The 21591-nt window shown below is 55.2% G+C and carries 13 protein-coding genes and 1 pseudogene; 10 read left to right on the top strand and 4 right to left on the bottom strand.

Features of this window, described 5'->3' with window-relative positions; translation table 11 throughout:
- Nucleotides 1–96: 96 nt before the first annotated feature.
- A pseudogene (locus EC839_RS13075) lies at nucleotides 97–711 on the bottom strand (glycoside hydrolase family 5 protein); the annotation flags it as partial.
- A 617-nt stretch (nucleotides 712–1328) separates the two neighbouring features.
- Here EC839_RS13075 and EC839_RS13070 point away from each other — a divergent pair.
- The 7 genes from EC839_RS13070 to EC839_RS13040 are packed head-to-tail and all read left to right on the top strand — an operon-like array spanning nucleotide 1329 to nucleotide 11559.
- Nucleotides 1329–2123: an ABC transporter permease gene (locus EC839_RS13070; RefSeq protein WP_132832639.1), complete on the top strand. Its 795-nt coding sequence runs from the start codon at nucleotides 1329–1331 to the stop codon at nucleotides 2121–2123.
- Entirely contained in the window at nucleotides 2120–3337 is a 1218-nt protein-coding gene (locus EC839_RS13065) for an ABC transporter ATP-binding protein (RefSeq protein ID WP_132832638.1), read from the top strand. Before EC839_RS13070 ends, EC839_RS13065 begins: the two co-directional genes overlap by 4 nt.
- Nucleotides 3334–4701 carry a bifunctional 2-polyprenyl-6-hydroxyphenol methylase/3-demethylubiquinol 3-O-methyltransferase UbiG gene (locus EC839_RS13060; protein WP_132832637.1) on the top strand — a complete coding sequence of 456 codons (1368 nt, stop codon included), beginning with the start codon at nucleotides 3334–3336 and terminating at the stop codon, nucleotides 4699–4701. The genes EC839_RS13065 and EC839_RS13060 overlap by 4 nt, the downstream gene beginning before the upstream one ends.
- Nucleotides 4701–8417, top strand: coding sequence for a glycosyltransferase (locus EC839_RS13055; protein WP_132832636.1), 3717 nt, complete (start codon nucleotides 4701–4703; stop codon nucleotides 8415–8417). Before EC839_RS13060 ends, EC839_RS13055 begins: the two co-directional genes overlap by 1 nt.
- Before the next feature lie 57 nt (nucleotides 8418–8474).
- Entirely contained in the window at nucleotides 8475–9506 is a 1032-nt protein-coding gene (gene gmd / locus EC839_RS13050; protein WP_132832635.1) for a GDP-mannose 4,6-dehydratase, read from the top strand.
- A gap of 14 nt (nucleotides 9507–9520) precedes the next feature.
- On the top strand, nucleotides 9521–10417 hold the full coding sequence (locus EC839_RS13045) for an NAD-dependent epimerase/dehydratase family protein (RefSeq protein WP_132832634.1): 897 nt from the start codon (nucleotides 9521–9523) through the stop codon (nucleotides 10415–10417).
- Nucleotides 10418–10422: 5 nt separating this feature from the next.
- The gene (locus EC839_RS13040) at nucleotides 10423–11559 is read left to right on the top strand and encodes a glycosyltransferase family 1 protein (protein ID WP_165904670.1); all 1137 of its coding nucleotides are present in this window, start codon (nucleotides 10423–10425) and stop codon (nucleotides 11557–11559) included.
- Between the two features lie 8 nt (nucleotides 11560–11567).
- On the opposite strand, the gene EC839_RS13035 is transcribed toward EC839_RS13040, so the two are convergent.
- Entirely contained in the window at nucleotides 11568–12674 is a 1107-nt protein-coding gene (locus EC839_RS13035; protein WP_132832632.1) for a glycosyltransferase, read from the bottom strand.
- Nucleotides 12675–13326: 652 nt separating this feature from the next.
- Nucleotides 13327–14715 carry a hypothetical protein gene (locus EC839_RS13030; RefSeq protein ID WP_132832631.1) on the bottom strand — a complete coding sequence of 463 codons (1389 nt, stop codon included), beginning with the start codon at nucleotides 14713–14715 and terminating at the stop codon, nucleotides 13327–13329.
- 1716 nt (nucleotides 14716–16431) lie between these two features.
- Between EC839_RS13030 and EC839_RS13025 the strand changes: the two genes are divergently transcribed.
- Genes EC839_RS13025 through EC839_RS13015 form a run of 3 tightly spaced genes read left to right on the top strand, consistent with a single transcriptional unit; the run spans nucleotide 16432 to nucleotide 19973 of the window.
- Nucleotides 16432–17388 carry a glycosyltransferase family 2 protein gene (locus EC839_RS13025; protein ID WP_132832642.1) on the top strand — a complete coding sequence of 319 codons (957 nt, stop codon included), beginning with the start codon at nucleotides 16432–16434 and terminating at the stop codon, nucleotides 17386–17388.
- Nucleotides 17385–17798, top strand: a complete 414-nt coding sequence (locus EC839_RS13020; RefSeq protein WP_132832630.1) for a GtrA family protein — start codon at nucleotides 17385–17387, stop codon at nucleotides 17796–17798. The genes EC839_RS13025 and EC839_RS13020 overlap by 4 nt, the downstream gene beginning before the upstream one ends.
- A 27-nt stretch (nucleotides 17799–17825) precedes the next feature.
- Nucleotides 17826–19973, top strand: a complete 2148-nt coding sequence (locus EC839_RS13015) for a DUF6311 domain-containing protein (protein ID WP_132832629.1) — start codon at nucleotides 17826–17828, stop codon at nucleotides 19971–19973.
- Nucleotides 19974–20016: 43 nt separating this feature from the next.
- Here the strand turns inward: EC839_RS13015 and EC839_RS13010 are convergent, their stop codons facing one another.
- Complete coding sequence (locus EC839_RS13010) at nucleotides 20017–21570, bottom strand: DUF4214 domain-containing protein (RefSeq protein ID WP_132832628.1); 1554 nt, start codon at nucleotides 21568–21570, stop codon at nucleotides 20017–20019.
- Nucleotides 21571–21591 lie beyond the last annotated feature (21 nt).

Below are 21591 nucleotides of genomic sequence, written 5' to 3'. Positions count from 1 at the left end.
CTTGAATTCAGGACTGTATTTCTTGCGCTTCATGAACACTCCTTCAGCTCGGTATGAGCTTACTCGAAAGTGTCCGTGCTAACGGGGTAGAACCCGGTTGTTTGCCGGGTCTTTGAGCCCCAGCAACGTATCGTTCCATTGTGGCCAGCGAGTGGCCTCGGCCCAGCCGTTGCCCTCGATCATGATGGGGCGAACCGAATCGATGGATCGAACCCCGTCGATACCGTACTGCGCCGCAGTGGCCCATTGAGCCACCGCATCATGGGGCTCGTTCATGATGTCGTAGGCGTACAGCGACGACTGGGTGCTCCAGCGTTGAGCGACGCGAACGAGCACATCCTTGTAGTGCATATAGGACACGTTGCCTGTGCCTATCACTACACCGCGATAGCGCATGTAGTTATGCAGGTCCAGGATGATCTTGATGTCGTACTTTTGCGCGTAGTTGAAGGTGCGATCGATCAGAGCCGCATAGGTAGGGTCCAGTGGGCCGCCTAGCACGGGTTGTAGCCGTTCCCAGAGAATGGGGAAGCGAATCAGCTTGACCTCTCGGCCGCTCCACTGACTGAAATAGCTTTCTGTAGGAAAAATGTAATGCGTGCCGTTCACTCCGGGCAGGACCTGCGAGGCAAACCCGGCTCCCGATAGGTTCAGTCCCAGCAGGCTGACCCGCTCCGCCCGTGCAGGGCCGGCCATGAAGGCTGACAGCATGGCTAAGATCAGGGCTGTCCTGAGCCGGAAGATGTTCGAGCAGAAGAAAGAAGATGCCATGAGAGATCGCCCGGGTATCGTCTCGGCGGTACGCGGATTGCCGAGCCGGTTGGCAGTGGAGATAGCATTCCCCTGCGGAGCCGTACCGCGTGACCAGGCATCCCCGGGGAGCCTAGGCGTATCTGACGTTAGATCGAACTTCTTTAATCCGAGGCGATGAGCGGTTACTGCCGGCACGAGGAGGGGGCGAGGCGGGAGGTCGGAAACGCTGGGCTGGGACGACGCAGAAAAAAGCTACTTAAGCTGAAACCCTTCGCAAAACGCGATAGTCAGAGGTCGCTGGATTTTGAAACCGTGGTGTTTGGGCCCCTTGGCCCCAGCGCTGGGTTAACATACGGCGCGCTAAAACTCCTACCGGGCCAGACGGTTTCATGGCACTGCGCCACCTTTTTGTAGGTCCGCGTTGGATTCTCTGTACCAATGGACACCTGCTGCCGCGACCAGCACAGCAGACCTCTGGCTCAGAGAAGGTAGGGAGCAGCGGCTCACGAGAGTCCTGCCGACACGTTATGCCGTAGTGTGATCGGCGCTGCGCTCTGTAATTCGAAGGAAAGACCATGCTATCGATGTTGTTGAGCCTGTGGAGATACCGGGGATTCGTTCTCTCCTCCATTCGCAACGAGTTCTCGACACGCTTCGCCCGTAGTCGCCTAGGTGGGCTGTGGATGATCATCAATCCGCTGGCTCAGGTTGCCATCTATGCACTGATCCTTTCCAACGTCTTGGCGACCAAACTGCCTGGGATCAACAACAGCTACGCCTATGCGCTCTACCTGATGGCCGGCATGTTGGGTTGGAGTCTTTTCTCTGAAGTCATCAACCGCTGCCTGACCCTGTTTGTCGATCAGGGCAACCTGTTGAAGAAGATGAGTTTTCCTCGGATCACCCTGCCTGTGATCGTGATGGGATCAAGCCTGCTCAACTACGTACTGCTCTTCGGTGCGTTGCTGGTGGTGTTCGCCTTTTTCGGCAAATTTCCTGATCTGCTCATGTTGTGGCTCATACCTCTGACCCTTGCCATCTTGGCGCTTGCTGTCGGAATCGGTCTGATTCTTGGCGTGCTCAACGTGTTCGTTCGTGATGTCGGCCAGGTCGTGCCCATCGTGCTCCAGGTGTGGTTCTGGTTCACCCCAATCGTCTATCCCGCCAACATCATTCCTGAGTATCTCAAGGGCTTCATGGGTAACAATCCCTTGTTTCCTATCATCACGGGTTATCATGACGTATTGGTTTACGCGCGCGCGCCCGATCTGCTGCAGATCTATCCCTCCTGCTTGATCGCTTGCGGCCTCCTCCTGCTTGGCCTACTGATGTTTCGTCGCGCGGCGCCGGAAATGGCGGATGTACTATGAGCTTGCTCAATGTTTCCGGCCTCGGAAAATCCTATCGTTCCTACCGCTCTGAGTGGCTCCGCTTCGCGCGCTGGCTCTACCTTCCGATCAAGCCAAGTGCCGAGAAGTGGATCATTCGGCACATCAATTTCTCGATAGAGCCTGGTGAGGCTATCGGAATCGTCGGACAGAACGGTGCCGGCAAGTCCACGCTGCTCAAGATGATCACCGGTACGCTTCAACCCAGTGAGGGGACGGTGACATGTCGTGGGCGAATTGCGGCCATTCTCGAACTGGGTATGGGCTTCAACCCCGAGCTGACTGGCCGGCAGAACGCCTACCATGCGGCCGGCCTAATGGGGTTCAGCAAGGAGCAGATTGATTCAGTTATCGACTGGATTGATAACTTTGCCGAAATTGGATCCTATTTCGATGAGCCCGTCCGTACCTATTCGAGCGGTATGCAGATGCGAGTGGCCTTCGCCGTGGCCACTGCCTTTAGGCCGGAAATCCTCATCATCGACGAGGCCTTGTCAGTCGGCGACGGCTATTTCCAGCACAAGAGTTTCGACCGCATCCGCGAATTTCAGCAACAAGGCACCACACTGCTGATTGTCTCTCACGATCGGAGTGCGATTCAGGCTCTATGCAGCCGTGCCGTTTTGCTCGACAAGGGGACCATCATCAAGGATGGGAATCCTGAAGAAGTAATGGATTTCTATAACGCGCTGATTGCCGAAAAGGAAGATACCAGCGTCACCGTGCAACACCTCGACAATGGCCGGGTACAGACGCGCTCTGGCAGTGGCGAGGCTAGCATCCTTGCAGTCGATGTCTTCAATTCCGCCGAGCAGCCGGCGGAATTCATCCGGGTAGGCGAGATCGCTTCATTGCGCATCAAGGTAGGGGTCTCGGTAGCTCTCCCCGAGTTGGTGGTGGGCTACATGATCAAGGATCGTCTCGGGCAATCCGTCTATGGCACCAATACCCATCACCTGGGCTGCAAACTCGAAGCGCTCGAAGCGGATACCGAGATCGAGTATCGCTTCACCTTTGCAATGAATCTCGGGGTTGGCTCCTATTCGATTGCCGTTGCTCTACATACAGCCGATACCCATCTGGCGCAAAACTACGAGTGGCGCGATTTGGCTGCGGTGTTCAACGTCGTCAATATGGACCGCGAGGAATTCGTCGGGCTGACCTGGATGCCACCTGAAGTGGAGCTCGTGCGATGAGCGGAAATTTTTACCGTGCTTTCGAAGATCGACATCGCGGCTCTCGTGCGCTGATCAAGCAACGCCTTCGCGTCTATGAACCCTTTCTACAGGCGCTCAAGGAAGCCGATGAAGCCAGTCCGGCACTCGACATTGGCTGTGGTCGTGGCGAGTGGCTTGAACTGCTGATCGAGCAGGGCTTCCAGGCCCAGGGGGTCGACCTCGACGACGGTATGCTCCAGGCCTGTCGCGACAGAGGACTTCCAGCGGTTCAGGGCGATGCCCTGAGTGCATTGCAAGCGCTGCCGGCGGAGAGTCAGATCCTCATTTCTGGTTTTCACATTGTCGAGCACATACCCTTCTCGGTACTTCAAGAGCTGGTAAGTGAAGCGCTGCGCGTCCTCAAGCCTGGAGGGCTGCTGATTCTTGAGACGCCGAATGCGGAAAATCTGGTAGTGGGGACCAACAGCTTCTATCTCGACCCTACCCACGAGCGCCCGCTTCCTCATCAATTGCTCGAGTTTCTTGTCGAATACAGTGGCTTCGCTCGCCAGAAAATACTGCGCTTGCAGGAAGCTCCTCAAGTGAGAGAGACGGACCAACTGCAGTTGCTGGATGTCCTGGGTGGATCCAGCCCTGACTATGCGGTGGTGGCGCAGAAGCACGCTGACAATAACCGCTATGAGGTCCTGACGTCGGCTTTCAATAAGGATTTTGGGGTTTCCCTCGGGACGTTGGCACAGCGCTACGAGCAGCAACTTCAACATCGCTTTTGGGAAAGCCGAACTGAGCTGCAGGCCGTACGTAGCGAGATCCACGCCCTTAGTCAGCAGTTGCATGACGCCAGTCGTTGGTCGAGCATCTTTGCTGAGCCGGTGGCCTTGCTCAGTCGTGAGCTCGAGGCCGTGCAAAGCGCCCGGCAGCAAGCGCACCGCGAGCTGGAATCCCTACGACACGAGCTACAGGCTGCTCATCAAAGTGCTCACTACTGGCACACTCAGGCCGATACGCTGCGAGGGCAAAATAGCGCTTTGCTGAGCAGCACGTCCTGGCGACTGACCGCACCTCTTCGAGCGGTTGCGTCGCGCGTAGGGCAAGGGCGCCGAGGCGTTCGGCCTAATCCAGTAGCTCTGGCACGACGGGTCCTCAAACTCGGTATCCGGCCGCTGCTCAAATATCCGTGGTGCGTACGGCGGTTGAATATTCTTGTTGCTCGTTATCCAGGCCTCGCTAAGCGGATGCGTGAGGATCGGCAGGCTGTTGTGGTAGAACGCACCGCCACCGCGCCGCATCAGAGCATGCCGATTGATGCCGCAGAACTGTCAGCGCGCTCGAAGAAGCTCTACGCCGCTTTCGTTAAACAGGATATGGAGAATCGTCCCTGATGCGCATCGTTATTGATCTGCAGGGTGCGCAGGCTGAAAATCGCAAACGGGGAATAGGTCGCTACTCGTTGTCTCTGGCCAAGGCCATCGTGGCCCAGCGTGGAGAAGCCGAGGTACTTATCGTCCTGTCGGACGCTTTTCCAGACACCATCGAACCCCTGCGCGCCGAATTCGCTGGCCTGCTCCTACCGGAGCAGATCAAGGTCTGGAGCTGTCCGCCTCAAACGCGTCAGCTCGGTTCGGCGAATTCCTGGGATCGAGAAGCGGCCGAGCTGCTGCGAGAGGCTTTCATCGCCAATCTCAATCCCAGCGTTGTTTTGGTCTGCAGCTTGTTCGAAGGTCTGGTGGACGAGGCGGTAACCAGCATCGGCCGACTATCGCAAAGGGTTCCCACCGCGATGGTCCTCTACGATCTCATTCCGATCATCTACCGCGATCTCTACCTGAAAGAGTGGGCGGTGGACAGGTGGTATGAGAACAAGCTCGGACACCTGCGCCGGGCTGACCTGCTGCTGGCCATTTCCCACTCTTCTGGCAACGAAGCCCAAACTTACTTGGGGCTGCCTGCCGAGCGTATCGTGACGATCTCCACGGCCGCCGATAGCCATTTTCAGGAGAGGGTGATACCCGAGCAGGAACGCGCTGAGTTGCAGGCTCGAATCGGGCTGACCGGTGACTTCGTGCTCTATACCGGCGGCATTGATCACCGCAAGAACATCGAAGGTCTGATCCGTGGCTATAGTCTGCTGTCACCGAAGTTGCGTCAGTCCCTTCAGCTTGCGATTGTCTGCTCTGTTCAACCCGCGGAGCGTGAGCGCCTTGAGGCATTAGTCCGTAGCCAGGGACTCAAGCCCCATGAGGTCGTCTTTACCGGCTTCGTTTCTGAAGACGACCTGTTGCGGCTCTATAACAGCTGCAAGGTATTCGTTTTTCCGTCTTGGCACGAAGGCTTTGGGCTGCCCGCCCTAGAGGCAATGAATTGTGGTCGGGCGGTAATCGCTTCAAACAGTTCAAGCCTGCCAGAGGTCATCGGTAACGAGGCCGCTTTGTTCGATCCGCGTAGCGACGAAGCCCTCGCCGATAAGCTCGGCCAGGTTCTGACTGATGAGGTATTTCGGGCGCAATTGCAAACTCATGCTCGCCAGCAGTCGCGTCGCTTCTCCTGGCAGCATTGTGCCGAACAGACGCTAACTGCTTTACACGCACTGGTGGCGCAGGGCAAACCCAGCCGGACCAAGACGCGCCCTCGACTAGCCTACGTTTCACCCTTGCCGCCGCTTCGTAGCGGTATCAGCGACTATAGCGCCGAGCTGCTGCCCGAACTGTGTCGTTACTATGAGGTGGATGTGATCGCCGCACAGGATGAAGTGACGTCAGCCTGTATCGCCGGTAATTGCGCCGTGCGCGATGTCTCCTGGTTTAGATGCAATGCAGACCGCTACGATCGCGTCCTCTATCATTTTGGCAACTCTGTATTTCATGAGCACATGTTTGCGCTGCTGGAAGAAATACCGGGCACAGTGGTGCTCCATGACTTCTTTCTTTCCGGCATTCTTGCGCACCTGGAGTGCCAGGGCTTGCAGCAAGGCGTCTGGGTAAATGCGCTTTATGAAAGCCATGGCTACGCCGCTGTCATCGAGCGTCTGCAGGCTGAAGATACGGCTGACATCGTTTGGAAGTACCCCTGCAACTATCCTGTGATCGCCAACGCCGAAGGCGTGATCGTCCATTCACAGAGCTCGCAACGAATGGCCGATGCCTGGTACGGCAGTACCGTTGCGCAGGACTGGGCCTGCATTCCACTCCTACGTGTGCCCGATCTGCAGCTGAAACAGGACCGGGCGCTGATCCGCAAGAAACTAGGGCTTAAAAGCAGCGACTTCGTGGTTTGCAGCTTTGGTTTGCTTGGCCCCAGCAAGATGAACGACCGCCTGCTGAGCGCCTGGCTGCAATCGCCCCTTGCCCAAGACGACAACAACGTTCTGATTTTTGTGGGTGAAAATGACCAAGGCATCTATGGCGAAAAAATCCAGCGTGAGATTGCTGCCAGTGGTCGCAAGCGTCATATCCGTATCACAGGCTGGACCGACGCCGAGGCGTTTGGTGATTATCTAGCTATCGCCGACGTCGGTGTTCAGCTACGCACTCGGTCACGAGGCGAGACGTCAGCTGCGGTGCTGGACTGCATGAAGTATGGTTTGCCCACCATTGTGAATGCCAATGGCAGCATGGCGGACTTACCGGCGGGCAGTGTTCTGATGCTGGACGATCAGTTCGCCGACGTTGACCTGGTACGTGCCTTGGAGCAGCTGCACCGTGATGCCGGATTGCGGCATGAGCTCGGTAAGCGTGCTCGCTCTACTATCCTTACCCAGCATGCGCCGCGCCTATGTGCTGAGCAGTATCACAAGGCAATCGAGGCCTTTTACGACAAGGCGAGTATCGGTGCGCCGGCGTTGGTTCGCCGCATCATGGCCGCTGGGGCTGAGCAGGTAGAAGGCGCCAGCTATCGCCAGCTCGCCCGAGCACTGGATCTTTCCCTGCCGCCGCCCTGTCATCAGCGGCAGATCCTGGTGGATGTCTCAGAGTTGGTGCAGCGCGATGCCCGCAGCGGTATCCAGCGTGTCGTACGCAGCGTACTCCGCGAATGGTTGGAAAAGCCAGTTGAAGGCTATCGCATCGAGCCCGTTTACGCGGTCGCCGGTACCGCAGGCTACCGCTATGCGCGGCGATTTGCGCTGGAATTCCTCGGTTGTCAACCGGTCCTGCAAGACGAGCCCGTCACCTTCCGGGCGGGTGACATTTTCTTTGCATTGGATCTGCAGCCCGCTGTGGTGGCTGAACAGGCCGACCAGCTCAGACAAATGAAGTTGATGGGAGTCAGGACCTATTTCCTGATCTACGACCTCATTCCCGTTCTACATCCACAGTACTTTCCGGAGGGCGCTCAGCCATTGTTTGATCGCTGGTTCTCGACGGTCATACAGGCTGATGGTGCTGTCTGTATTTCGCAGGCGACGGCTGATGCAGTTCGAATGCTCGTACAGCAGCGTCGTCCAAACGCAGCCTTCGCGCTTCGGGTATCGCATATCGGCGCCGACATCGAGGCGTCGTTGCCCACCATCGGTCTACCGGATGAGGCTAATGCTGTGCTGAACCGGCTGACGGATAGTCCCAGCTTCCTGATGGTTGGTACCATTGAGCCGCGTAAAGGTCACCGGCACGTACTGGATGCCTTCGAGCAGCTCTGGCAGCAAGGTGAGAAGGTCAACCTGGTTATCGTCGGCAAGCAGGGATGGTTGGTGGAAGACGTCGTAGCACGGCTGACAGACCATCCTCAAGCCAATCAGCGTTTGTTCTGGCTACAAGGGATCAGCGACGAGTACCTGGAGCGCCTCTATGGCGTCAGTGTGTGTCTGATCGCCGCCTCTTACGAGGAAGGCTTTGGTCTGCCACTGATTGAGGCCGCGCAGAAGGGTCTGCCAGTGCTTGCCCGCGATATCCCGATTTTTCGCGAGGTCGCCAAGGACAGTGCCTACTATTTTGCTGTCGCAGATGGCCCCGGTTTGGCTGCTGACATTCAGGCTTGGCTTGCGCTTTATCGTGCAGGCACGCATCCGGACTCCCGCACCATGCCTTGGCTGACCTGGGCTGAAAGCGCGCGTACTACCCAAGAACTCATCATCGACATGTCTACGGAAAGCCGTGCGACATAATTACGGTCCGGCGGCTGGCAGTGCAGCCCAAGGGTCCAACGGAGAACGAAGAACCTCATGAAAGCTATCATCACCGGAATCACGGGTCAGGACGGCGCCTACCTGGCCCAACTGCTGCTGGAGAAAGGCTATACTGTCTACGGTACCTATCGCCGTACCAGCTCGGTCAACTTTTGGCGCATCGAAGAAGTAGGTGTCGCCGGCCATCCCAATCTGCACCTGGTCGAGTACGACCTGACCGATCTGTCCGCTAGCATCCGTCTGCTGCAGACCACCGAGGCGACCGAGGTGTACAACCTCGCTGCCCAGAGCTTCGTGGGCGTTTCCTTCGACCAGCCGGTAACCACCGCTGAAATCACCGGTGTCGGTCCGGTGAACCTGCTCGAAGCCATCCGCATCGTCAATCCGAAGATCCGCTTCTACCAGGCATCCACTTCGGAGATGTTCGGTAAGGTCCAGGCGATTCCGCAGATCGAGAGCACGCCTTTCTATCCGCGTAGCCCCTACGGCGTGGCCAAGCTCTATGCCCACTGGATGACCATCAACTACCGCGAGTCCTACGGCATCTTCGGCACCAGCGGCATTCTCTTCAACCACGAATCCCCGCTGCGCGGCCGCGAGTTCGTGACCCGCAAGATCACCGACAGCATCGCCAAGATCAAGCTGGGCAAGCTGGACGTGCTGGAGCTGGGCAACCTCGACGCCAAGCGCGACTGGGGCTTCGCCAAGGAATACGTCGAGGGCATGTGGCGCATGCTGCAGGCCGACAAGCCGGACACCTATGTACTGGCCACCAACCGCACCGAGACCGTGCGTGACTTCGTCAGCCTGGCGGCCAAGGCCGTGGATATCCAGCTGGAGTGGAAGGGCGAAGCGGACAAGGAAGAAGGCTACTGCACCCGTAGCGGCAAGAAGGTCGTGGCCGTGAATCCGAAATTCCACCGTCCCGCTGAAGTGGATCTGCTGATCGGCGATCCCGAGAAGGCCAAGCGCGAGCTGGGTTGGGAGCCCAAGACCACCCTGGAGCAGCTCTGCCAGATGATGGTCGAGGCTGACCTGCGTCGCAACGAACAAGGCTTCTCGTTCTAACTAAGGGGATAGGCATGCCAACCGCTCTGGTTACAGGCGCATCGGGCTTCACGGGACGCTATCTGATCCAGGCGCTCAAGGCGCGGGGATTCAAGGTAGTCGGATTCGGTAGTGGTACTACCGATGCGGATGTCACCCTGGCATGCGATCTCACCGACAAGGCAGCGGTCGTCGCTGCCGTAGCTCAGGTGCAACCGGACTGGGTCATCCATCTGGCGGCGCTGGCCTTTGTCGGGCATGCCGACCAGGAAGCCTTTTACCGGGTGAACCTGTTCGGCACCCTGAATTTGCTCGAGGCGCTGGGCACTCTCGCGCGTCAACCTCAGCGGGTGCTGATTGCCAGTAGCGCCAACATCTATGGGACTCCGGGCATCGAAGTGATCGACGAGTCCGTCTGTCCGGCGCCGGTCAATCACTACGCCTGCAGCAAGCTGGCCATGGAGCATATGGTCGCTACCTGGTACGCCCGTCTGCCCATCGTCGTCACTCGGCCCTTCAACTACACCGGGCCAGGCCAGGACGAGCGCTTTCTCATCCCCAAGATCGTGGGCCATTTTGCCCGCGAAGAGCGCGTGATCGAGTTGGGCAACCTGGACGTGAGCCGGGACTTCTCCGATGTTCGTGACCTTGCGCAGGCTTACCTGAGGCTGCTCGACAGCGACCATCGCTCCAGTCCCGTCAATGTGTGCTCGGGTAGGGCAACGGCGCTACGCACCATCATCGAGATGATGGTGCGTATTGCCGGTTACTCGATAGAGGTCCGGGTCAATCCGGCTTTCGTTCGGGCTAACGAGATTCCGACGCTCCGTGGCAGTGACGCATACCTGCGCAAGATCGTGGGGGCCAGGGAGCTGATCTCGCTGGAGCGGACGCTCGAAGATCTGTACCTGTCTTTGAGGAGCGTCCTTTGACGGCATTGAAAGTCGGACTGGGCAGCACGGTCTGGTCTTCTGGGGTAGCCAAGGGTCATCTCGATGGGATCGGCATCTATACCCAGTCCTTGTCCCAAGCGTTCACAAGCCGCTCAGACGTCCGGATTCGTCCCTACACCTTTGGCGTAGACACCCCGCCTCTGGATTGCGGCGTACCTGTCAGCCTGGCACCGCACTTCCCCAAGTTCGTCCTGAAGAACGCGCTGCTGGGTGCTGATCGCCAGATCGACCAGCACCTGGCGAACGAAGTCGATATCTTCCACGCGCCTGATCATCACATTCCTCGGCTCAAGAATGTGGCGATGGTGGCCAGTGTGATGGACCTGATTCCGCAGATTCATCCCGAGTGGGTCACGCTCAAGCTGCGCAGATTGAAGAACTGGCTGTTCAACCAGAGCGTGGGCTGGGCCGATCAGGTCATCACCATCTCGGAGTACAGCAAGAGAGACATCGTCAGACTGCTGGGCATTGCGGAAGAGCGGGTTCATGTCACGCCACTCGGCGTGGACGGGCACTACTTCAGCAGGCAATCCGACGTCGCGCGCCATGAGGTGCTACGCAAGCATGGCCTGGCGCCTGGCTTTTTCCTCTTCGTCGGCACCCTGCAACCGCGCAAGAATCTTGCGGCTGTTCTTGCAGCTCATGCCCAGCTACCCGAGGCGCTGCGCAAACGGCATCCCCTGGTCGTGGTCGGTCGTAACGGCTGGCGCGCCGAGACCCTGGTCGAGGAACTGCGTGCTCTGGAAGCTAGAGGCGAAGGCAAATGGCTGGAGTATCTGCCCCAGGATGAAGTCATCGCTTTGCTGCAGAGCGCAGCGGCCCTGGTGTTCATGTCGTTGTTCGAAGGTTTCGGACTGCCGGCCATCGAAGCCTTCGCCGCGCGGTGTCCCGTGATCTGCTCCAACACGACGTCGCTGCCGGAAGTGGTCGGGGATGCGGCTTTGCAGGCCGCTCCACGCGACTCCAAGGCCATAACCCAGGCCATGCTGGAAGTCCTCGACGATCCCCTGGCTGTTAGCCAGCGAGTAGAAGAAGGCGAGCGCCGCGCTCGCGACTACACCTGGGACGCCTGCGCTGCTCGGACGCTAGAGGTGTATCGCCTCGCCCTGCAGGGGCGCTAGGCTGCCACTCAGGGCAGGGCCTCGCGATAGACCTCGATAAGCTTGCTGGCCATGATCTCGCTGTGAAAATGCGTCTCGAAGCGTGCCCGGGCTGCTTGACCGTACCGGGACCGTAGCTCGGCATCCTCCCACAGTGTCATCAGTCCCTTGCGCAAAGCCGCAGGCTCCGGTGGCACGCCGATCCCTGTCTGCCCATTGAGGTTGATCTCGCTCATGCCCGATCCGATCTCGCAACTGAGCATGGGTTTGCCGTACATGGCTGCTTCCAGCAGCGCCATGCCAAAGGCTTCGGAGCGCAGATGCGAAGGGAAAACGAAGCTCTCGCAACCCGCATAGAGCGCCGCTAGGTTTTCTTCGCTCTGACGTCCCAGGAAATGGCAATTTCTGAGGCCGACCCGCTCGCATTGCGCGCGGAGCGCCTCATTCTCGGGTCCGGCGCCGACGACGGCCAGCGGATAGTCGAGGCCTTCGAGCGCTTCGAGCAATAGATGCAGCCCCTTGTAGTAGCGCAGTACCCCAACAAAAAGTAGGTATCGCTGCCCAAGACGTTGTTGCCATTGTGCGATTCGTTGCGGGGCGGCGGTTGGATAGCTGGCGGGATCCAGGCCGTAGGGGATCACTCGGACCTTGGCGCCCAAACGACTCAGAGTCGGACTGCTCCGGCGATAGGGTTCGGTCGCGGCAATCACGCAGCGGGCGTTATCCAAGAAATGCTGCATCAAGGGCGCATAGAGCTTGAGTAGATGGCGTTGCTTGACGATATCCGAGTGGTAGCTCACCACATAGGGCTTACCCGGGCGTACCAGCATCTGCAAGACATCCATGAACGGCCAGGGAAAATGGAAGTGCACCAAATCAACGTCGCGCGCTTCTTCCGCAAAGGCTTTGAAAGCCGATAAGGCCATCCCTGTCGAAGCCAGGTCCAGATCCTGTTTCACCCGGCGTACGGAAACACCATCCACCTCAAGGCGTTCCGGTACGGGATGCTTGCTGAGCGTAAGGATACTGTGATGGATACCGAAGGCTTTGGTTGCCAGACACATCTGGCGGATGACATGTTCGATCCCGCCATGGGTGTCGGGGAGGTATGTCTTAAAGACATGCAAAATGCGCATGATCGATGTAAACCCAAAATAAAAGCAGCCTAACACGACTTACCCAGGGCATAAGTTCCCAATTTGTGGTGCTCAACAAATCGCAACACTCGTTTAAGTCTTTCCTGGACAATAGATGAAGGTAATCCACCATCGGGCTGCTACTGCCAATTATAGCATGTGTCAAGAATTTTCTGATTTAAGGGGCTGTACCCGCGAAGCGCTCAGGTATCCCACGGTCATGATCCCATTTTATTTTGAGGCTACGAAACATGCGCTCCATGGTGAGTTTTTCAAGCAATTGCCTCGTCGATTCGTGCCATGCTTGAAGCGCCAGAGCTGATGGCGATAGCGTCGGCATCATGTTGTCTACCTGAAAGAGTGCGTCTCGTGGCTAAGCGCGTTGCTCGTATGCCCAGCCTGGGTCTAGTGAGCAGATCACTATCGGCTTTGTTGAAAGCGCGAGACCTACTGCGCGACGGGCAAGCAGGTCAAGTTCAAGAGCAACGTAATGCCATTGGTCTCGCGACCAAACATAGGTGATGTTACTGCACTATAGTCGTTCTTTCATTATTCAGCTCGACTGGTAATATCTTAAAATTTAGCTATGCGTTTTAAGATTTGACCGGTCACGCTGGACTGGTTTGAATTTTGCGATTATTGCCTTTAAAGGTTAGTTTAGATTAAATGAGGCCTCCCAGATCAGTAGGATTTTTCCATCTATTACATATTTTTTATTAGGCTCTCCAAGATGAGAGATAGCTAGGCCAGCCTGTTCTTCGCTATCGCAGATTAAGAAGTTTCCGCCGTTTTTCTTCCAGTTCGATTTGGCGAGCCAGTCGAAGTACCTGATGCCAGAGGAGTCTATTATCACCGGAGAGATTTCTGCTCTGCTAACTAACGCATTTAGGTTAGCGTTCCAAAAGGTAGCGTAGCCGTTGTTCAATCCATGCTGGTTGAGCGCCTGGGCAAGAGGGAAGTTCCGATTTGTAGTAGTGTAATCCCATTTTGGAAGGCCTATATTGGTGGCCGCATAGAGCAATGCCAAGCATGCACTCAGCCCATACGCCCAGCCTGCAAGGGGGAAGTGACGGCCAAGCACCAGAGCGCCGAGAATAAATACCGGCACCAAATATCGTGTCGTCATCAGGTCTATTGGTAAGTTACTCAGCAGATAAGCGCCTAATATTATGCTAATCCCTAGCAGGCTACCAATACTCAGAGTATCTCTGATGTGGCGATATCGTGCAATCCAGTAGAGCATGCCAAAGAACGCCAAGGCAATTCCTGCATGAAACAGACGAGAAAGACCATGCCAAGAAAATATAGGGTATCCGAAAAATTCAGCACCAAAAAACGCTAATACACCTTTTAGGAATAGCTCCAGATTATAACTAATGGCGTTATAGCTGGTAAAATTTAGAGGTGGTAGTCCGGGTGTTTCGAAACTGGGAACCAAGGTTAGACCAAATCCCAATAGTTTGGTCAAGGCTAATGACAGAATACTGCAAAGAACAATCCAGCCTAGGTGAGGGTGCTGTCGAACTTTAAAGAGCGCGGTGAGGACCAAGGGTAACAGCAGAACATAACGCACGATATCATCGCTGAATAGAGTGAGTGTCAGGAAGAAAGTCAGTAGTGCCAGACGCCAGGCCCCTCTGTGCTCTTCGTAAGTCTCTACCAACCACCAGCACGATAATGTCAAAACATAGCTTCCCATATGAATGCAGGGGACGAGCATCATATGGCTAGCAAAAAATCCTGGTGCAGCAAAGACTACCAGGGGGAAAACCCTGCTAAGTTGATAGTGCCTGCTATGGCGAATAATTAGATGTGCCGCTAAAAACACGACGGTGCTGAGCATTATTGCTGGTACTAAATACGCAAAGCTAAGGTGCCAGCCGAACAATTTGATTAATATTGCGTAAGGTAAGGTTTCGGTAAAGTAGAAAGAGACCGTGGAGAGATACCAGTCTTGCAGAGTGATATTGCCAGATGCTATGTCTTTCGCTTCCAGTAAAGTGGCTGCAGCATCAGAGTTTAGCGGAACTTGCGTTGCCAAGCATGCATACAAGAATGTCAGTAGTATGAAGCATAATGAGTAATGGATGACGGGGCGTTTTAATGTTTGAAGCAAAGCAATATCCTCAAATGGCGGCTAGATAAATCTTGCCGGCATTGTACTATTGAGTTGAATGCTCGGCATAACGCGACTGGATTATCCCTTTGTGACTGATCAGAGCGTCAAAATAAAATTTTCATGAACCTTCTCCTCAAATAGACACCGCTTCGATCGTCGAAAGGAACGGCCAATATGGCGGCACAAGCAGCGACCTCGGTATTCGAGCTAGGCATCGAGTATGCTGTATTCTACAGCATGCGCGTTAGGTATGGTGAGCCACAGGCAGTAATGGCGTGCAGGATATGCTAGTTGTGGCTTGATATGCTAGTAGGGCCCAGGCGCCGTTCAGGACATATTACGAGGTGGTAAGCAATGCATCTTGCGTCGAGCAATGACCGGTTAAAACCAATACGACCGTAATGACGCCGGAGCGCTTCGCTTTCGTATCCTTTGTCGGCCACGATACGGTGGCAGCGTTTGCGTAGCCTACCTTTGGTGCCCGGCAGGTGCACGTGTTCGAGAAGAGGGGGGAGTGCTTGGGGTGGGTCTGCTGCCCTGGCGATACTGTAAAGGTAAGTGGGAAACCCTAAGGCATCACAGAGTAGATTGAGTCTAGTGCGTAACCCTACGCAGCTTCGGTGCAAGGCGTGGTCTAGTAGCTTATCCAGGCCCCTTTTTTCCTCTTCCCGAGGCGGCGAGTGTGGCGTGAATTGTGGTGGAATCGATCATCCGGAGGTCCAGATCCAGATAGCCATCCTAGCGAAGCTTTAGATGTAGATGCGTCGGGATACGCTCTTACGCTCTAAGGTGCCGTCTCACACCGCTGCGGGAAGCGCTGTTAGACCACCTTCTAAGGTCCATAACGATCAGGTCAGTCATGCCACTTGGCGCCCAAGCAAAGAATCCAGAAGATGCCATTAAGCATTACCGATCATCACGGAATGGGCGCACCATCCTCTGGAGAGGTAATATCTTCGATCAAAGCCCATTCGAAAGCTCATAACGCCGGGTCATGCTTGTCTCCGCTGCCACCACAAAGCCAGCCTAGCAAGCATGGCTTTTCGGATAAATCTAATGCAGCGCCAAGCTTAGTAGCGACCTCATCAACTCAGTGGCATATTACCACCATCGCCAAGAAAATCAGACTAGCGCTCTAGCTTCTTCCTGATACACCAAACTATCAGGGGCTACTATCTGACATCCTGGCTTCGTGGGCTTCCGTCCTGGTAATGCAAGGAAAGGGTTTCGTCATGTAAAATACAGTATACTTTGGGGTGTTGTTTCGGGCTCGAGTTTTGAATTATTATCTATGGCTGCGCTCGACCGTCTGGCGGAAGTATTACTGCGTATAAGCGGTTTCTTAATGGTTGATAATGGTCAAAATGTAAATGCTGGTTGGATGTGTTAATTCTTGGAAGGGGGAGTAAAATTTCAGAAGAGAAAATAGAGATCGCAAAATATAGGTTTAAGATAACATTGGTTGCATGCTTTTGGCTCGCGCCAATTTTCTGCGCTGGTAGGGGTGGCAAGATTTCTGCCTGACAGATTCCCATGTTGCGGTATTTGATTGGGCGGGTGTTCAGTGCCCTTAGTGCTAGATTCTAATCCAAAGGATATAAATTGAACAGTCATAGCCTCGTTCCGCGCGATTTTGCCATGGACACGCCGTTGCTACTAACCCTCGTAATACCGGTTTTTAATGAGGCGGAAGCTATTCCCTTTTTTTTGGAGCGAGTAAGCGCAGTTTTTGCCAGGCAAGATGGCATGGAGCTGGAATTTCTGTTTATAAACGATGGTAGTACTGATGCCACCCTTGCGACTTTGCTGTCGTGCCAGAAATATGAGCCGAGGATCCGAGTGCTTGATTTGAGTCGTAACTTCGGCAAAGAGGCGGCGCTTACCGCAGGCTTGCAGGAAGCCCGTGGTCAATTGATAGTCCCGATCGATGTTGACCTCCAAGACCCACCTGAGGTTATCTTGAGTATGATCGACAAGTGGCTTGAAGGCTATGAGGTAGTGCTGGGGCGGCGCCTCAATCGCGACTCGGATTCTTGGGCCAAGCGTGCCTCGGCCAACTGGTTCTACCGTCTGCATAACAAGATCGCCGATCCCCAATTGCCGGAGAATGTCGGCGATTTCCGCCTCATGGATCGTTGCGTGGTGGAAGCGCTCAAGGAGCTGCCGGAGTCGCGCCGCTTCATGAAGGGATTGTTCGCCTGGGTAGGCTTTCGCACCGCCCACGTGGACTATGCGCGCCCTGAGCGAGTCGCCGGCTCGACCAAATTCAATGGCTGGCGGCTGTGGAACTTCGCCTTGGAAGGCGTCACCAGCTTCAGCACGGATCCCCTGAGGGTCTGGACCTATCTGGGATCAGCGGTCTCCCTGGTGTCTTTCCTCTTCGCCATATCTATCGCCCTGAAAGTGTTGATCAAGGGTGTGGATGTGCCCGGTTATGCCTCCATCATCGTCTCGGTCACCTTCTTGGGCGGTCTGCAGCTCATGGGAATCGGCATTCTTGGCGAGTATCTAGGGCGAACCTATATCGAAGCCAAGCGCCGTCCGGTCTATGTGGTGCGCAAGAATTACACAGTGACCGATCGGGCCGAGTCATGATCACCAAGCTCAAGGCACTACGCGAAGGCCGCGCCTTTGGTGAGCTATTGGTAGCGAGCCGCTTTGGTTTGGTAGGGCTCGCGGCCACCGCTGTGCACCTTGCCATTGTCACCTTGCTCATTCGAGCAGGCGTAGCTCCGTTGCTAGCCAATCTGCTGGCCTTCCTGTGTGCCTTCGGCGTGTCCTTCTGCGGACATTACTTTTGGACTTTCCGCAGTTCAGCCGGCATCGCCAGTGCTGTCCTTCGTTTCTTCCTTATCGCGGTGGGTGGCTTTTTCATCAACAGTGCGCTGCTGGCGATGCTATTGCGCTGGACCACATTAGAAAATACTACCTGCGCGCTGATCGCCGTCCTGATCGTGCCTGTCTTGTCGTTTTTCGCTAGCAGGCTCTGGGGATTTAAGGCGTGAGTGCGGTTCTCTCTTTAGGAAATTAAGATGTCAGATCTGAAGCGCACGCGCGGAATCGCGGTTGGTAGGGATCTAGCTTGGGCGACCTTGCTTGGGGTGCTCGCCTTCCTGGCAATACTCGGTCCCCGCGTACTTAACCCTGCAAACATTGGCTGGTTGCAGGCTGGCGACTTTGCCCAGTACTACTTGGGCTGGCGTTTTTTTGAGCAGGCACCTTGGAGCTTTCCAGTTGGCCTAAATCCTGGTTTTGGCCTCGAATTAGGTAATTCTATCGTCTACACCGACTCTACGCCACTGTTGGCGATTTTCTTCAAATTGCTTTCGCCCCTATTGCCCGAGACTTTCCAGTACTCCGGAATCTGGTGGCTCTTATGCTTCATATTGCAGGCGTTTTTCGCTTGGAAGATCATCGGTCTGTTTTCACGGAATCTAACCATCCAAATTCCGGGCGTAATGTTATTTCTCTTTGCACCGCCGTTTCTCTGGCGCTTGCAATGTCACGTAAGTCTGACCGGGCATTTTTTGGTTTTGGCAGGCATCTATCTCGTGCTTCGCCGCGACCAACGCCACCGTATTCTCTATTGGTGCTTACTGTTTGGAACCATCGGTCTGGTTCATGCCTACTTCTTCCCCATGGTTGGCGCGCTGTGGGCGGCAGACTTAGGCTGGCGTACAGTGAAGCGTACTCAAACAATTCGCCTTGCGATTGTCGAGACAATAGCCGTAGCCCTGACTGTGCTTTTCTGCTGTTGGCAGGCCGGCTATTTCGCTGTACAGAATGGCTTGAGCGCAACTGGCTATGGTCAGCTCGGCCTTAATCTGCTTTCAATCTTCAATTCTGCAGACACCTGGGCGCACAGTCCCACGTCGCGGTGGTCCTACGTATTGCAGGATCTTCCTGAAATTCCAGGTAACTATGAGGGCTTTAATTACCTTGGCTTGGGTACCATCGTGCTATTGATCCTAGGTATACCTACCCTAGTGAGTGGCAAGGTGGGTCTGGTTTCAGTGGTTCGTCGCAATCCGTTGCTGGTCCTAGCCATGCTGGCACTTACGCTGTTCGCCATTACAAACAAGGTCGGTATCGGCTCCTATTCCTTTCAGTTTCCCATCGGCGCTCACCTAGAACGACTAGCCAATGTCTTTCGAGCTTCGGGAAGGATCTTCTGGCCTGTATACTACATGATTATTGTCATGGGGCTCTATCTGCTGGTAAGAGGCCATACTGCTCGAGTTGCGGCAGTATTATTAGTTGGCGTTGCAGTTATTCAAGCGGCAGATTTGAACCTCTTTCGTAAAGGTATGCATGGAAAGATGATGGAAGCGCCGCTAACTGTTTGGTCAACGCCTCTAAATAGTCTCTTCTGGGATCAGGCCGCTGATCGCTACAAAAAGATAAGAAGCCTAGCGCCAATGAATCAGCACGACTCTTGGAGCGTCTTTGCTGAATATGCCATTCGCCATAATCTGGCTACTGATATCGTTTATTTGGCTCGTATGGACCAGAGTGCGCTTGCAAGAGCCAAGTCTCAAGCGGCTGATAGTTTGGCTTTAGGTAACTATTTAGGCGATACGCTGTATATTTTGGACGACAGCCAAGTCTACTTCGCTAAGCGCAATCTTCGTAGCGATGACCTCCTCGCTCGTGTTAATAACTTCTATGTGATAGCCCCGGGCTGGAAGAGTTGTAAAACGTGCCGGCTGGATGACCCAGAAGTAGTAGAAGTGTCAGAAAAAAACTTCGGCCTCCAATTGGGTCAAACGATTAAATTTATAAAGGGTGTACCACTTTCAGCTTACTTGGCGAAAGGCTGGTCTGAATTGGAGTCTTGGGGGGTCTGGTCAAATGGGCCGATTTCCGAGGTTGAACTGGCCACTGCTACCCAACCCTCGCGCTTGATCTTGAAGCTCGATGCCTTTATATCCTCCATAACCCCTGTCCAGCGCTTCAGTATCGAAGTCAACGGTCATCCTGCCGGAGATTTTGAAGTCGCAGATCGCTCAGATAACACGGTAACCGTGTCTGTGCCGACTCAGGCGCAAAGAGCTATTGCCGAAAATAACATTATGAAGCTGACCATTAAATATAAAACCGCAATCGTGCCTAAAGCAGTCGGTATCAGTGGAGAGGATCGTATGCTTGCCCTCGGCTTACGAAGCCTAACTTTAGAATAGACATCTCAACTATGGGCCGGCCTTTCAGCTGCAGCGCCGGTCTTCAAGCCCAATCGGTCTGTCCCACCAACTGAATGAAGCCCGAGCCGCCTTCGGTGAGCTGCTGGTTTTCCGGGGACTCGGTGAAGTGCAGCATCACGTTCGCGCGGCTCATGCCGTGCTCTAGTTGCGTCGCCCAGTAGCTCAGACCGCTGGCTTCGCCTTCTCGGCCTAGAACGGCGCGATAGAGGGTGTTGGTGAAGCCAATATTGTCTTGGCTGCCATACCAGGCTGCAAATTCAGGCGAAGCAATGAAGTTGCTGGCGATGTCGTCAAAGCTACGACCAAGAGCGTGCTGGTGCATCCAGTACTCGATTCCTTGATAATCCGGCACCCGATCGAAGGCGGTATAGAGGCGCGCGATCTGTGCCTCTTGCTGATCCAGTACGAAGATATCCCTATCTTGGAAACGCAGCACACTCACATCGTGTACTTTTAGCGCAACGTTGCCACTGTTAGCCGTGAGCACCAGAGTACTAGGTGCGGTAGCGGTACGCCCGAAGTCCGCTACGGTACCTTGCAGCGACAGAATATCCTTTCCTTGGCCACTAAAGACCCGCATGGTATGGCCAGAATCGGCAACCATTTCGCTTTGTAGGAGGCTGTCTCCGTAGCTGCTGCCGAAAGCGACACCTTTGTGGATGACCACATCCGCGTTCGTCCAGGCGACGTGGTCAACGATCTTGAGGTAGCCCGCCGAGCCTTCTGTGAGCTGCTGACTTTCAGGCGAGTTAGTGAAATGAGTCATGACGTCCAAGCGATTCATGCCCTGATCCATCAAGGTCGTCCAGTAATTCAGTCCATCGCCATCACCTGCACGATCAGGCACACGCTCGTATAGCAAGGAAGCAAACTGGCTATTAGTGCTGGCGCCATAGTGAGCGATGAATTCAGCAGAATTGGCAAAGCTCCGACTGATATCGGTAAAGCTCATGCCGTGGGCCTGCAAGTCGGTCCAATAAGCTAGCCCGGCAAGATCAGGCACTCGATCAAATAACGTGTAAAGCCTTGCTAGCTGAGCTTTCTCTTCCGTCATGACAAAAACAGTTTTGTCAGAAAAATCGAGCGCGTTGACGTCGTGTAGGTTCAGCCTCTGCCCACTTACGCTGTCCTTTACCTGCAATAGACTCGGGTCATCGGTAGTCGACGTCAGCCGATAAGACCAAGATGCGCCGCGCATAATGAGCGCATCTGCGCCTCGATAGCCGTACACCTGAGCAGTGCCTGTTGTGTCGTACGACAGCCGAGCTTGGACAAGAATATCGTCGGCATCACTGCCACTGGCGACTCCAAGACCGCTTAGTCGATAGGCGCTACTGGCATCCAGCAAGCCATCGTTAGCACTGCTCGCTTTGGCTAGCCAGGCCGCATCGACACCGGTCAGAGCTGCATAGAGAGAGGGTGTTGGCATTGTCTCCGGCAGATAGCACGCCACGAATGCTTGCTGTTGCCCCAGAACCCTCCAGCAGCGGGCCCCTGAAGCGCCTGCGCCCAGACCCGTATCCACAAAATAAAGCGGATAGTCGGCTACATAGGTGGCGGCTGCAGAGTCTTGCATCAACCCGGTACCGCGCACGGG

Source organism: Pseudomonas sp. JUb52, assembly GCF_004341115.1.
Lineage (GTDB): Bacteria > Pseudomonadota > Gammaproteobacteria > Pseudomonadales > Pseudomonadaceae > Chryseomonas > Chryseomonas oryzihabitans.
Note: the sequence above shows the minus strand (reverse complement) of the source record. Positions and strands in the feature narration are given on the sequence as shown.

What these genes read in the sequence shown, in the direction of transcription:
- EC839_RS13020 (WP_132832630.1), top strand. Translation starts at nt 17,385, where the DNA reads ATGATCACCAAGCTCAAGGCACTACGCGAAGGCCGCGCCTTTGGTGAG.
- gmd (WP_132832635.1), top strand. Translation starts at nt 8,475, where the DNA reads ATGAAAGCTATCATCACCGGAATCACGGGTCAGGACGGCGCCTACCTG.
- EC839_RS13045 (WP_132832634.1), top strand. Translation starts at nt 9,521, where the DNA reads ATGCCAACCGCTCTGGTTACAGGCGCATCGGGCTTCACGGGACGCTAT.
- EC839_RS13015 (WP_132832629.1), top strand. Translation starts at nt 17,826, where the DNA reads ATGTCAGATCTGAAGCGCACGCGCGGAATCGCGGTTGGTAGGGATCTA.
- EC839_RS13060 (WP_132832637.1), top strand. Translation starts at nt 3,334, where the DNA reads ATGAGCGGAAATTTTTACCGTGCTTTCGAAGATCGACATCGCGGCTCT.
- EC839_RS13070 (WP_132832639.1), top strand. Translation starts at nt 1,329, where the DNA reads ATGCTATCGATGTTGTTGAGCCTGTGGAGATACCGGGGATTCGTTCTC.
- EC839_RS13025 (WP_132832642.1), top strand. Translation starts at nt 16,432, where the DNA reads ATGGACACGCCGTTGCTACTAACCCTCGTAATACCGGTTTTTAATGAG.
- EC839_RS13010 (WP_132832628.1), bottom strand. Translation starts at nt 21,570, where the DNA reads ATGCAAGACTCTGCAGCCGCCACCTATGTAGCCGACTATCCGCTTTAT.
- EC839_RS13065 (WP_132832638.1), top strand. Translation starts at nt 2,120, where the DNA reads ATGAGCTTGCTCAATGTTTCCGGCCTCGGAAAATCCTATCGTTCCTAC.
- EC839_RS13055 (WP_132832636.1), top strand. Translation starts at nt 4,701, where the DNA reads ATGCGCATCGTTATTGATCTGCAGGGTGCGCAGGCTGAAAATCGCAAA.
- EC839_RS13035 (WP_132832632.1), bottom strand. Translation starts at nt 12,674, where the DNA reads ATGCGCATTTTGCATGTCTTTAAGACATACCTCCCCGACACCCATGGC.